We start from the raw sequence: 13,728 nt of genomic DNA, 5'->3' as shown, positions 1-13,728 counted from the left end.
TATCATCTCTTTTTTATTCTTCTAATTCAGCATTTTTTTGTTCCAATTGACTCCCTACAAACGTAATCACGGAACCAATTAAAATAATAACAATTCCAATCCAGGTATTAATTGCAATTTTATCACCAATAAGAATCATTGCTAATATTGGTGCCAATCCAGGTTTAATGAAAAACACGATGGATGCAATCGATACTCCTGCTCTTTCCATTGCCAAGAAGTAAAAAGCAAATCCTCCACCGGTCACAAATACACAGATAAATAATAGAATCCAAAAATATTGTAATGAAATATTATGTAAAATTGGTGTTTTAGCAAATGGTTTTAACCATTCTACTTTATCCATTAATAGAGCTACTTGATTAATATTACTGATTAAAACTAATATCAATAGTTCAATAGCTCCTGCTAAGAAAGTATAACACGTTGTTGCTAATCCATTCATCCCTGTAACACTAGATCCCCATCTAGAAACAATTCCGTACAATCCAAATGTTAGTGCTGAACCTAATGCTAGTGTTAATCCCAGTGGATTAGTTAAGTTTTCAGGGTTAACAATAATTATTAATCCAACGATTGAAATTACTAATGAAATAAATCCCAATCTGCTGATTTTTTCTTTTAAAATAAAAAATGCAAATAGTAATGCAAAAACTGGGTTACAGCTAAAGACCACAGCAACCGTAGAAGCTTCATCGTACATGATAGCTAATTGATACAATGTCATACTAACTACCACACATAAAAATCCGGTTAATAAAAACACTCCAATACTTTTCCACTTTGTTGTCATCAGAGGTTGTTTACCATTCTTCAAAACAATTGGTAATAAAATCAATCCTCCGATAAAGAATCTAACTAAGTTTAACTGAATTGGGCTAAAGACTCCTTGTACACTCTTTAATGCAATTTCCATTGAGCTAAACATGAAAGTAGAAATTAATATATATAGAAAAGTTTTTTTCAACTTAAAACGCGCTCCCCTTTTTTAATTTACAAATTAACAAAAACTTGATACACTACTAACTTAAATTAAATTTGTAATTTCTTGATTTAGTTATATCAACATCAGAATTATATCATATTCCCCATATCCATTAAAATATGACAAAATTATTACAATTTGTTACATCTTTTGTAACCGTTATTAATTTTTATAAAATAAGTTTATAATGTTAATTATATTTACGAATCTTGATTATATCTTTTATAATGGGGAAATTCATAAAAAGGAGCTATGATTGATTTATGCAAAATAACAATCAAAATTTCGAACGAGTTTCCAGATCCAGAGCAAGTCAACCTCATTTCAAGAAAAAAAGTCATAAAGGTGCTTGGATCACCTTCCTTGTTTTCTTAGTTCTGCTAGTTACTGGTCTGGTCGTTGCTCACGGTATCTATGTGAACATGAAAAATGCAGCTGATAAAGCCTATCAACCTGGTTTATCAACAAAGGCTAGAAATGTTTCGAGTGTGATTGCTCAAAACAAACCAGTATCTATTTTACTATTAGGTACTGATACTGGTGCTCTTGGTCGTCATGATACTGGGAGAACTGATACTATCATCTTGGCAACTGTAAATCCCAAGAAGAAAACAATTTACCTAACAAGTATTCCTCGTGATACTAAGGTTACTGTTCCTGGTGATTCACAACCATACGAAAAGATTAATGCAGCATATACTATTGGAGGAGCATCTAGCGCTGTTCAAACCGTTCAAAATCTATTGAACGTTCCAATTGATTTCTATGCAATCATTAACATGGGTGGTCTAGAAAAGATGGTTAACGCCGTTGGTGGTGTTACCGTTACTCCTCCACTTACTTTCCAATATGGTGCTGCAAACGTTGTTAAAGGTAAGACAGTTACTCTAAATGGTGCTGAAGCACTTGCTTACTCAAGAATGAGACATCAAGATCCAGCTGGTGACTACGGTCGTCAAGTAAGACAAAGACAAGTCCTACAAAAGCTTGTTCTTAAAGGTATGAACATTTCTTCATTACCTCGTTACAAGGAAATCTTAAATTCTGTCTCAGGTAAGCTAAAAACTGATATGAAGTTCGACGATATGGTTGCACTTCGTGAAAGATATGGAGTTGCTACTCACCATATCAAGTCACAAACACTACAAGGTGAAACAGCTGTTATTAATGGAATTGATTATGAAGTTCCAACACAACAAGAGTTATTAACTATTTCTAACTCAATTCGTTCAAGCCTTGGTTTAAGTACTTTATCATCATTGAACCAAACACAAGATACAACTAGTGATTACAGTTCAACCACTTCAAGTACTTCAACTCAAATTAACTATTAATAAAAAAAGCATCTGAATGTTATGTTTAGATGCTTTTTTATTACCCTCATTTCCCCTTTAGAAAACAAAAAAGACATTCGATTAAACGAATGTCTTTTATTTAGATTGGGCTAGCTGGGTTCGAACCAGCGCATCACGGGATCAAAACCCGTTGCCTTACCACTTGGCTATAGCCCAATAAAAGGGCGGTAGGTGGGAATCGAACCCACGCGTGTCGGAACCACAATCCGATGTGTTAACCACTTCACCACTACCGCCATATCATTATGTGTAATGATGATTTTAATAATGCGGCCAAGAAGACTCGAACTTCCACCGGGAGTAATCCCGACAAGATCCTTAATCTTGCGCGTCTGCCAATTCCGCCATGGCCGCAGTAAAAAATCACAAATATTATTATATGTGATTTTCAACTTAATTTCAATACTATTTATTAAAATTTATTCTCCGCGAACAGTAGCACCAGTATGATCAACCTTAATTAGTCTCATTACCCCAGTTAAATTACTGTCGCTTAATGCATTTCTTAACTCATTTAGTTGTGAAGATGTTCCAAAGGTAATCACACTACGTTGAGATTGATTTAAGAACGTTCCATATATCCCTAATTGATGGGCTTGATTTCTAATTACTTCAAGTTCAGGAACAATATCATAGATATTGTCGGTATAAATGGCATCGTTTTCCATCATTTCAGTAGCTTTAGTCCATTCATTATTCATCAATGATGCAACTAGTACATTAGTAGCACTACTTGCTTTTACAGCATCTACAGAGCTAACTTCATCCTTATAGATAGCTTTATCATGAGTGCCATCGTCTTTAACTAGATAAACTAACGCATTAATTACTTCGGGAATATCGGTCTTTACTGTGGTTGCCATCTTTCCATTGAAATATGAAACGGTGATGTTACCAAGTAAAGCAGAGGCAACACCATCAGCATGGCCCTCAATCTTACTTCCAGCGTTAATTTCATCATCTAATGACATGTCTAAGTTACCAAGTGCATTGGCAATTTTAATTCCAGCAACAATTGCAGTTGTACTAGAACCTAGTCCCCTTCCAATTGGCACATCTGACATCACAGTTAATTGATGTGGTTTAATCGTTGGGTCTACTTTTAAAATAGTTTGTACAATAATGTTATTTTCGTCACGAGGCACATCATCTCCAAGTGCGTGGTTAACTTGCCAACGATCCATTTCTTCTTCCACGATGACAGTGTAATATAAGCCAAATGCAATTCCAATTGAATTAATACCTGCACCAATTCCAGTTGATGTAGCTGGTACTCTGATAATTATTTTTTTATCCAAACTAATCATCTCCAGTTTTTAATTCTAGTTTTCCACGACATTTTCCACAGACATATTTTTTAACGTCGATTTTACGCTTTCGACGATACGTTTGTCCACAATGTGAACAAATATAAACCAATGGACGATTATCAACAGGTGCCGGTGCATAACGTGATCCGCCTACTGTTTTTAATAATCGTTTAAAAGCAAGAGTATTATGTTTACCAGAATAACCTGATAAATGAAGGTGGTAATGACATAATTCGTGCTTAATTACACCAATTAAAACATCTTTAGAATGCTCTGACAACATCTTTGGATTAATATCGATATTATGACTTTGGACATGGTAACGACCCCCAGTCGTCTTTAATCGTCGATTAAAATATGCCCTGTGGACAAACGGTTTCGCAAATGATTCTAGTGAAACGTTTTCCACTAAAGTTTGTAATTCTTGATCATTCATTTAAATTTTATCACTTCTCCGGATTAATCATTGTTAGTTGAATCCGATTTCTCTTAATATCAATTGATAATACCCAAACATCAACAATATCTCCAACAGAAACAATTGTACTAGGGTCAGAAATAAATTTATCACTCATTTGTGAGATGTGCACTAAACCATCTTGTTTAACACCTATATCCACAAACGCACCGAAATCAATTACGTTTCTAACAGTTCCTTGTAATTGCATGCCTTCTTTTAAGTCCTCAATCTTCAAAACATCTTGTTTTAAAGCTGGCATTGGCATGCTATCGCGGAAATCTCTTCCCGGACGTTTTAGTCCATCAATAATATCCAAGACGGTTTGTTGTCCGGTTTGGGTTTCATTAATAAACTTATCAACATCGAATGTGGATAAGGCAGAATTGATTTCTGCACTACCCAATGCATCTGTGGATAATCCTAGTTCTTTTAAAATCTTCATTGCTACTGAATAACTTTCTGGATGAATATCGGTATTATCTAATGGATTTGTTCCATCAATAACACGTAAGAACCCAATCGCTTGTTCGTAAGTCTTGCTTCCTAAACGAGGCACACTACTTAGTTCTTGGCGTGTTTTAAATACTCCATTGCTATTTCTATACTTAACCACGTTTTTAGCGGTTGCTTTCGTAATTCCAGAAATATGGGTTAATAATTCTGGACTAGCAGTATTTACATTAACCCCAACTTTATTCACAGCTGTTTCCACAACTCTGTCTAATTGAGCATCTAATTGTTTTGCAGGTAAATCATGTTGATATTGACCAACACCAACTGATTTAGGATCAATCTTAATTAACTCAGCTAACGGATCTTGCAAGCGTCTTCCAATACTTACAGCAGATCTTTCTTCAACATGAAAATCTGGGAATTCATCACGTGCGTTTTGACTGGCTGAATATACTGAAGCGCCTGCTTCATTAACAATTACGTAATAAACTGGTAGCTTATTTTCTTTAATTAAATCAGCAACAAACTGTTCTGATTCACGACTAGCAGTTCCATTTCCAATTGCAATCATTTCTGCATGGTTCTTGTTAATAAAATCCACTAATTGCTTTTTAGATTGTTCACGTTTAGTTTCACTAGCTGGTTTATGTGGATAAATCACTAGCTTATCTAAAAACTTACCATTGTCATCAATTGCTGCTAATTTACATCCAGTTCTGTATGCTGGATCAAATCCAATTACAACTTTGCCTTTAATTGGTGCTTGCATTAATAGGTTATACAAGTTTTTACCAAAGATGCCAATTGCATGTTCATCAGCTTCCTCCGTTAATTGATTTCTAATTTCACGGTCAATTGCTGGTTTCATGAAACGAGCATACGCATCTTCATATGCTGATTTAACAGCATCAGCGCTTTTGTTAGTTCGCTTACGGTTAGTTTCAGCTTGTAAGAACTTGTAAATCACGTTGGTATTAACTTCAATGTTAACGGTCAGAATCTTTTCTTTTTCACCACGGTTAAGTGCTAATACTCTATGCTTCTTTAATTGATTAATTGGTTGTGAAAAATCATAGTAATCAGCATAAACATTCTTTTCATCTAGTTCTTCACCATTCTTTTTGACCTTACTAGTGATTAATCCATGCTTCTTAGTATCTTCTCTAATCCATTCTCTTAAATAAGCATCGTTACCAATGTCTTCAGTTAAAATTTCGTGCACTCCAGCCAAGACATCTTCGACTGAATTTAATTCTTGTTCAGCATTAACATAATCACTAGCCTTTTGAACAAATGAATCATCATTGGCCAATACTAACTTCGCCAATGGTTCTAACCCTTGTTCTCTAGCAATCATTGCCTTGGTTTTCTTCTTCTTTTTGTATGGAAGGTATAAGTCTTCAACGTTTTGCATCGTTTCAGCATTTTGAATCGCTTTTTTAAGTTCCGCGTTTAATTGGCCTTGTTCTTCAATTAAACGAATCACTTCCTCTTTACGCTTTTCTAAATTACTAATTTTAGTGTTTGCATCGGCAATTTCTCTAATTTGGACTTCATCTAAACTACCAGTGCGTTCTTTTCTATATCTAGCAATAAAAGGAACGGTATTTCCTTCTTCCATCATTGATATAACGGCAGTCACTTGTTTTTCAGAATAGTGAGAAAGTTCCTTTACAATCTTTTTAATAATTGATTCTTCCATTGATATCATCCTATCTTCACGTCTTTTTAAGCAAAAAAATAGCTGGTAGTAATTACCAACTATCTTTAATTATTACATTGACATCATGATTTTTTGAGCAGTCTTAAATACTCTTTCAATGCTATCTTGTTGTGCTTGACCAGCAGCATTGAAAGCTTCGACATCAATTTTATCGGCGCTAATGCTATCAACCATGTCTTGGCATCCCTTAACATAGTCAGCATATGCTTCAGTTAATACTGAGTGACGTCCTAATTCTTTAGCAGGTACATCAGCGTTTTGTAATTGAACTAAAAAGCCTTGGTATTGATCAGTTCCATCCTGGAAAGTTTGTTTTGTCTTAGCTAAATCAATTCCAGCATAGTCATTCTTAGCAACCGCATCTTCTAGTGGTTCGTAATCATGACTCATTTCTTCTCCCACTTTATTAGTGTTAGTGATTAAATCAGATAGTAATGGAGCATAAATTGCCATCTTGTTCTTTTTCATAATTATAAATTTCCCTTCTTATTTCCAAAAGTCATCGTAAATGGTGATTGGTAGATGACGTTTGTGTTCAGTTTTAATATACCAGTTTTCAATCTTTTCTGCAGCCGAATCATCAATATCTTTACCTTCTAGGTAATTGTCGATATCGTCATAAGTCACACCTAGTGCTACTTCATCTGGTAAAGCTGGACGATCATCTTCTAGGTCAGCAGTTGGTGTCTTTTCGTATAAATGCTTAGGTGCATTTAGTTCATTCAACATTGCTTTTCCTTGGCGCTTATCTAGTCGCCATAGTGGCGTGATATCAGCAGCACCATCCCCAAATTTAGTGTAAAAACCAGTTACTGCTTCAGCAGCATGGTCAGTACCTAAAACAGCACCGCTAGTTTGACCAGCAATTGCATATTGGGCAATCATTCTTTGACGTGCTTTGATATTTCCTTTGTTAAAGTCAGAAATATCTAAACCATTTTCTTCAACAGCTTTCATTGCTGCATCTGCCATTGGTTTAATATCAACTCTAAATGTCTTATCAGCACCGATAAATGCAATTGAATCCATTGCATCTGATTCATCTGCTTGCGTACCATATGGTAGTCGAACAGCAATAAATTGATATGAATCATCTTTAGTTTCTTCACGCATTTCGCTAATTGCAATTTGAGCTAATTTACCAGTTAATGTAGAATCTTGACCACCTGAAATTCCCAATACAAATGTTTTTAAAAATGGGTATTTCTTTAGATAGCTCTTTAAAAATTCAACACTATTTCTAATTTCTTCTTTTGAATCAATTGATGGTTTAACCATTAACGCATCAATAATTTCAGCTTGCTTATCGCGCATTATAATTCACCCTTATCTTGTTTTTGTTTAATTTGAGCATGGACTTCTTTAATAATACTCATCTTGTTGTCCCAACACTTAGTTGATAAATCAACTGGATATTCCTGAGGATTTAACTCACGTTTGTATTCAGGCCATAATGAAGATAATACTTCTTCACTATGGGCTTTAATATCAGATAATTCTGGTTGGTTATAAATCAACTTACCATCTACAAAAATATCAGTTAGTAGTGGCTTGGCAACAAAATCAGTAAGTGTCTTATTGATATAAGTATATTGTGGATGGAACATGTATAGTTCAGATTCTTCATTAGGATTTTCATCATTCAATGTGATGTAATCCCCTTCTGACTTACCATCTTTTCTTTCGGTAACACGCCATACTTGTTTTTTACCTGGTGTAGAAACTTTTTCAGCGTTATTAGATAGCTTAATTGTATCCACCATTTCACCATCATCATTTTCAACTGAAACCATCTTGTAAACGGCTCCTAATGCAGGTTGATCAAACGCAGTAATTAACTTAGTTCCAATTCCCCAAACATCAATCTTAGCATCTTGCATCTTTAAACTAGTGATGGTTTTTTCATCCAAGTCATTTGAAGCAAAAATCTTAGCATTAGGGAAACCAGCATCGTCTAACATTTCACGTACTCGTTTTGATAAGTATGCCATATCACCAGAATCAATTCTAACTCCGGCAAAGTGAATCTTATCACCTAATTCTTTAGCGACTTTAATCGCATTAGGGACGCCACTCTTCAATGTGTCAAAAGTATCAACTAAAAAGACACACTCATGATGACTGTTTGCATATGCCTTAAAGGCTTTGTAGTCGTCTTGGAATAATTCCACTAATGAATGCGCATGGGTACCACTAATTGGAATATTAAAGTTCTTTCCAGCTAAAACGTTGGAAGTAGCATTAAAGCCACCAATGTAGGCAGCTCTAGTTCCCCATAAAGCGGCTTCAGTTTCTTGCGCTCTACGACTACCAAATTCTAGTAGTGGATCGTTACCAGCGGCCATTCTAATTCTAGCTGCTTTAGTTGCGATTAAAGTTTGATAATTAACAATATTTAATATTGCTGTTTCTACCAATTGACATTCGCAAACGTTTCCTTCAACTTGTAGCATTGGTTCGTTGTTAAAGACTAACTCTCCTTCTACAAATGAACGAATTGATCCAGTAAATTTGAAATTACTTAAGTATGTTAAAAATTCTTCACTATATTCATTTTGACTTCGCAAAAATTCAATATCTTCATCAGTGAAGTTAATATTTTGAATATAATCGATTACTTTTTCTAATCCAGCGAAAATAGCAAAACCATTTTCGAATGGCATTTTTCTAAAGTAAACTTCATATACAGCGTGGCGATTTTGCAAACCTGCTTTAAAGTATGTTTGCATCATATTGATTTCATATGCATCAGTATGTAATGTTAAATTATCAAATTGATTTGACATTTTTAATGAAATCCTCCTAATACATGTCGCATTTTATTGTCTTTTATTTTATCATTAATTAAAGAAATAATCATAATAATTTATTTGAAGGTATAGAGATGGAAAATAAAAAAGTAAATATTTTGGGTTTCGATTTTTTAAACAGTTCATTTAATAATTTTATGGATGGACTAAAAGAACGTATCAATCAAAGACAAAATACATTTGTTGTAACAGCTAATCCAGAAATTGTGGTAGCTGCTTTAAACGATAATCAATATGCTGAAACCATCAAAAAAGCTGATTACTTAGTTCCAGACGGAGTCGGCATTGTCATGGGTGCAAACATACTAGGATCAGATATGAGCGAAAGAATTACTGGTTACGATGTTTTATTAGACCTATTAGCGTGGGGAAATCAAAATCATAAATCTGCTTACTTCCTGGGAGCAAAACCAGAAGTCATTGCCGATTTAAAAACCATTATTCCGCAAAAATATCCCGATTTAAGCGTTGCTGGATATCATGACGGGTATTTTAACGATAGTGACGAAATTGCTGCTGAAATCGCACAAAATAAACCTGATATGGTATTTGTTGCGTTAGGTTTTCCTAAACAAGAATACTTTATTGAAAAATACCGTCAACAAAACGATGGATTATGGATTGGCTTAGGTGGTAGCTTTGATGTTTTATCAGGTCACGTCCAAAGAGCTCCACAATTTTGGATCAACCATCGTATTGAATGGTTATATCGTTTAATTAAAGAACCAACTAGATTTAAACGTATGTTAGCGTTACCCAAATTTATTCGTTTAATTAAAAAACAAAAGAAACAAAAATAAAACAAAAAGTACATTTGATTAATCAAATGTACTTTTTTTACTGTCTAAATAAAATTCGAATCTTTCACCGACATATTGAGTTCTAACGTATTCAAATGGTTCGCCATTTTGTAGTTCAGTTACCTGACGTAATAATAAGATTGCATCACCTTTTTTAATATCCAGAAATTCAGCAATTCTTTCAGATGCCAAAGTAGCTGAAACGTTTTGACGTGATACCTTTGGCGTTAATCTCTTTTTTTCTTTTAATGATGCATAGAAAGAATGGGAAACGTCATCTTTACTTAGACCATCAATAAACTTCTCAGGTACGGTCGCAATTTCAAAACAAATTGGAATATTATCACCATATCTGATTCTTTCCATTCTTAAAACTTTCTCGTTTTCAGAAATGTTTAGTTTTTCAATCTCACTTAATGATGGTTCTAACATATGATATGAGACTGTTTTACTCGATGGATGTTTTCCTTGGGCAATCATTATGTCTGAAAAACCAGTAACTCCAGACATTTTTTCTTGTACCTTTTGATTGGAAACATAAGTACCAGATCCAACTCTTTGGTCCAAAATTCCTTCATCAACTAACGTTTGAATGGCTTGTCTTAAAGTCATTCTGCTGACATTAAATTCAGCTGATAATTGACGTTCAGAAGGTATGCGACTACCTAGTTTCCATTTTCCATCTTCGATATTCTTTTTGATTGAATTATGAATTTGAATATAAATTGGCAAAGCCATTATCTAACAATCCCCTCAAAATATTACTCTTCTTGCGTTGCATCAAAGCAATCAATAACTGCTTTTTCAAAACCACTCTTTTTTAATGCTAATAAACCTTTGATGGTTCCACCAGCAGGTGAACAAACATCATCGATTAAATCGCTTGGTGATTTTTCAGATTTATCAATCATTTTCATTGAACCTAAAATTGCTTGGGCTACCATTTCAGTAGCTGTTTGTTTATCTAAACCGTGATTAACAGCACTCCGACTGAAAATATCGGCAAATAAATATGCATATGCAGGTGTACAACCCATCAATGATCCAGAAACATCAAATTTATCTTCTTCAACTTCGATTGTCTTACCTAGTAAATCAAAAACATGAACTATTTCATTTAATGATTCACCATCTAGATTTTCATTACTCTTATAAATTAACATTCCTTCGTTCACTTCAACGTTAACATTTGGAATCAAACGAATGATTGGCAAATCATAACTAGTTAATTCTTCTAGTCGTTCTAATGATACTTGCCAAACGATGGATGCTAATGTTTTATGTACTAAGTCGTCTCTTACCTCTCTTAAAACATCCACAACTTGCTTAGGTCCAACAGCTAAAATAATTAAATCACTGCTTTTAACTACTTCTTGATTATTGTTACTACAATTTACCCCTAATTCTTCTGCGAATTGCTTGTACTTACCAATATGAGGAGCATGAACGTAAATGTCTTCTGGCTTAACTTGATTAGAATTGATAAATCCCTTAATCATTGCCTTAGCCATTGCTCCTACTCCAATAAAACCAATTTTCATAGTAACCTCCTGAAGCGAAATATTGAATATATTATAACATAAAAAAAATGACCGACTATGAAAGTCAGTCATTTTAAGTAGTTGGGCTAGCTGGGTTCGAACCAGCGCATCACGGGATCAAAACCCGTTGCCTTACCACTTGGCTATAGCCCAATAAAAATGGAGGGGAGTGGATTCGAACCACCGAACCCGAAGGAGCGGATTTACAGTCCGCCGCGTTTAGCCAGACTTCGCTACCCCTCCGAAAAGATACAAAATGTAATCAACAAAAAATATAATATCAAAATCATACTTACATGTCAATAACTTTTTATCTAATCGCAAGTGTTAAAACTGCGACGCTGATTGATATCTCTCAACCAATCAACATATAATATAATATCGAAAATCGTAGAATGAGTCAACACTTTTTTTCATTTTATAACAATTATTTTTTGGGAACCTTTCTAAGAATGAAATGAAGTATTCCAAACATTAATGCAGACAATACAATTCCAATGATTCCAAGCACTAAAAAGTAATCTACATTCTCAACAGAGAAGTATCTTACTACTTGAGAATTAATCGCTTGTCCAGCGGCGTCAGATAAATACCAAACTCCCATCATTTGAGAAACAAAGTTCTTTGGTGCTAATCTGTACGTTACAGAAAGTCCCACTGGAGAGATTAACATTTCACCTAAACAAATAATACCAACAGTTAAAACAATCCATAATGGATTAACGCTTCCACCATTTAAAAAGCGAATTGGTAAATATAGTACCAAACAACCAATACTTGCTAATAACACTCCGATTGGGAAAGTTTTAATGGCACTACTTTCATGATGATGCCATAGCTTAGCAAAGATTGGTGTAAATATTAAAATAAATAGTGGGTTAATTGCTTGATACCATGTTCTTGAAATATGAACATAAAAGTCTCCATTATGAAGTGCAGCAATTAAAATAAAGAATACGGCGATTGCTGCTGTAAATAGTTTGAGTAATTTACTATCAGTTTTCTTATGTAAAAAATAACCAATAATCGCAAACACAACAATGAAAAATGTTAGTAATCCATATTTCCAAATAGTGAAGTCATTATCTGTATTTCCGTTGGCCATAATTGCCAATACGATTGGACCTTGTTCTTCAATTCCCCAAAAGAAGGCTGCTCCAATGAATAGGATGACATAAATTAACATGCCCCTTCTTTCGGCTGGGTCGGTATCATTACTAGTAATAATCACAAAGAAATAAATGAATGGAATCACAACTGTGATAACACTTAATAAAGTAATAATATTAGTTAAATTTACAGCATCAAAAGAATACATTAATAAAAATACTAATGCAATTGAAACAACACAGAATAAGATTCGATCAAATATCTTACGAACTTCATAAGGCTCAATCGGATCAGACGTATAAATACTATTATTTTGATTGTAATCTTTAGTATGATACTCAAAGATGCAAAGTCCAATTAACATTGCTATGGCTCCAGTGAAGAACCCTAAATGAAAATTAACGTGCATTCCTAAAAATCCAATGATAATTGGTGCTAAAAAGGCCCCAATATTAATTCCTGATAAGAAAATAGTAAAACGATAAGCTCTAGTGTTGTATCGTTCATCATATAAATTTCCGACCATAGTGGTAATAGTAGGCTTTAGTAATCCCATTCCAACAGTTAAGAAAATTAATGAAACAAATAATAGCAAAATCATGTTAGAAAGTGGAATGGATAATATTAACTGTCCAATAATAATCATTATTGCCCCAAGAGAAACAGTTCTTTTTCCACCTAAAATACGATCACTTATGTATCCTCCGCAAGCAGCAGCTAAGTAGCTAAGTGAACCATAGATTGCAAAGATTGAAGCTGCTGTTGATGGTGTAAAACCCAATCCTCCCCGACTGATTGAGTAATACATGTAATATAGTAAAATTGCTTGCATGCCATAATAACTGAAACGTTCCAATGATTCAGTTAACGTTAGTGAAATCAATCCCTTAGATTGATTATTATCAATATTATCCAAGTCTAAGTCCTCCAGACAAAAATATAACTACAGCAACGGTAATTATACGCTTCGATTTAATTTTAATCAATTTTTAATCTTTTATATCAATACCGCATAAAAAAACTAGGATGAGTAAGACATCCTAGTTTTTTTATGCCGGCTGCAGGACTTGAACCTGTGACCGCCGGTTTACGATACCGATGCTCTACCAACTGAGCTAAGCCGGCAAATTTATGTAACTATATAAGAAAAGCGCTAACCGAAGTTAGCACCTTTTCATAAT

General features: G+C 34.2%; 12 protein-coding genes and 6 tRNA genes. 2 read left to right on the top strand and 16 right to left on the bottom strand.

What is annotated here, in order from left to right:
• Window positions 1–13: 13 nt before the first annotated feature.
• The gene (locus RZ74_RS01615) at window positions 14–967 is read right to left on the bottom strand and encodes a DMT family transporter (RefSeq protein ID WP_053949710.1); all 954 of its coding nucleotides are present in this window, start codon (window positions 965–967) and stop codon (window positions 14–16) included.
• Between the two features lie 281 nt (window positions 968–1,248).
• Between RZ74_RS01615 and RZ74_RS01610 the strand changes: the two genes are divergently transcribed.
• Window positions 1,249–2,319, top strand: coding sequence for an LCP family protein (locus RZ74_RS01610; RefSeq protein ID WP_053949709.1), 1,071 nt, complete (start codon window positions 1,249–1,251; stop codon window positions 2,317–2,319).
• A 105-nt stretch (window positions 2,320–2,424) separates the two neighbouring features.
• On the opposite strand, the gene RZ74_RS01605 is transcribed toward RZ74_RS01610, so the two are convergent.
• The 9 genes from RZ74_RS01605 to RZ74_RS01565 all read right to left on the bottom strand — a co-directional run bounded on the left by RZ74_RS01605 (window position 2,425) and on the right by RZ74_RS01565 (window position 9,072).
• Window positions 2,425–2,496 (bottom strand) — tRNA-Gln (locus tag RZ74_RS01605).
• 7 nt (window positions 2,497–2,503) lie between these two features.
• Window positions 2,504–2,576 (bottom strand) — tRNA-His (locus RZ74_RS01600).
• 32 nt (window positions 2,577–2,608) lie between these two features.
• Window positions 2,609–2,694 (bottom strand) — tRNA-Leu (locus RZ74_RS01595).
• 65 nt (window positions 2,695–2,759) lie between these two features.
• Window positions 2,760–3,638 carry a homoserine kinase gene (locus RZ74_RS01590; RefSeq protein ID WP_237756909.1) on the bottom strand — a complete coding sequence of 293 codons (879 nt, stop codon included), beginning with the start codon at window positions 3,636–3,638 and terminating at the stop codon, window positions 2,760–2,762.
• Between the two features lies 1 nt (window position 3,639).
• Entirely contained in the window at window positions 3,640–4,086 is a 447-nt protein-coding gene (locus tag RZ74_RS01585) for a SprT family protein (protein WP_053949707.1), read from the bottom strand.
• A 10-nt stretch (window positions 4,087–4,096) separates the two neighbouring features.
• Window positions 4,097–6,265, bottom strand: coding sequence for a Tex family protein (locus RZ74_RS01580; RefSeq protein ID WP_053949706.1), 2,169 nt, complete (start codon window positions 6,263–6,265; stop codon window positions 4,097–4,099).
• Between the two features lie 72 nt (window positions 6,266–6,337).
• A complete protein-coding gene (locus tag RZ74_RS01575; protein WP_053949705.1) occupies window positions 6,338–6,754 on the bottom strand; it encodes a hypothetical protein in 417 nt (138 codons plus the stop codon).
• A gap of 18 nt (window positions 6,755–6,772) precedes the next feature.
• Window positions 6,773–7,600: an ammonia-dependent NAD(+) synthetase gene (gene nadE, locus RZ74_RS01570; protein ID WP_053949704.1), complete on the bottom strand. Its 828-nt coding sequence runs from the start codon at window positions 7,598–7,600 to the stop codon at window positions 6,773–6,775.
• Complete coding sequence (locus tag RZ74_RS01565) at window positions 7,600–9,072, bottom strand: nicotinate phosphoribosyltransferase (RefSeq protein ID WP_053949703.1); 1,473 nt, start codon at window positions 9,070–9,072, stop codon at window positions 7,600–7,602. Before RZ74_RS01565 ends, nadE begins: the two co-directional genes overlap by 1 nt.
• A gap of 98 nt (window positions 9,073–9,170) precedes the next feature.
• Between RZ74_RS01565 and RZ74_RS01560 the strand changes: the two genes are divergently transcribed.
• Complete coding sequence (locus RZ74_RS01560; RefSeq protein ID WP_053949702.1) at window positions 9,171–9,896, top strand: WecB/TagA/CpsF family glycosyltransferase; 726 nt, start codon at window positions 9,171–9,173, stop codon at window positions 9,894–9,896.
• Window positions 9,897–9,914: 18 nt separating this feature from the next.
• Here the strand turns inward: RZ74_RS01560 and RZ74_RS01555 are convergent, their stop codons facing one another.
• The 6 genes from RZ74_RS01555 to RZ74_RS01530 form a co-directional block, all read right to left on the bottom strand.
• Window positions 9,915–10,634 carry a GntR family transcriptional regulator gene (locus RZ74_RS01555; protein WP_053949701.1) on the bottom strand — a complete coding sequence of 240 codons (720 nt, stop codon included), beginning with the start codon at window positions 10,632–10,634 and terminating at the stop codon, window positions 9,915–9,917.
• 23 nt (window positions 10,635–10,657) lie between these two features.
• Window positions 10,658–11,437, bottom strand: coding sequence for a pyrroline-5-carboxylate reductase (gene proC, locus RZ74_RS01550; protein ID WP_053949700.1), 780 nt, complete (start codon window positions 11,435–11,437; stop codon window positions 10,658–10,660).
• An 81-nt stretch (window positions 11,438–11,518) separates the two neighbouring features.
• A tRNA-Gln gene (locus tag RZ74_RS01545) sits at window positions 11,519–11,590 on the bottom strand.
• 7 nt (window positions 11,591–11,597) lie between these two features.
• A tRNA-Tyr gene (locus RZ74_RS01540) sits at window positions 11,598–11,680 on the bottom strand.
• 184 nt (window positions 11,681–11,864) lie between these two features.
• Entirely contained in the window at window positions 11,865–13,463 is a 1,599-nt protein-coding gene (locus RZ74_RS01535) for a peptide MFS transporter (RefSeq protein WP_083437127.1), read from the bottom strand.
• A gap of 136 nt (window positions 13,464–13,599) precedes the next feature.
• Window positions 13,600–13,672: transfer RNA gene (locus RZ74_RS01530), tRNA-Thr, on the bottom strand.
• Window positions 13,673–13,728: the final 56 nt, after the last annotated feature.

It is taken from the genome of Apilactobacillus apinorum, assembly GCF_001281175.1.
GTDB classification, from domain to species: Bacteria; Bacillota; Bacilli; order Lactobacillales; family Lactobacillaceae; genus Apilactobacillus; species Apilactobacillus apinorum.
This window is presented reverse-complemented; position numbering and strand designations above follow the sequence as displayed.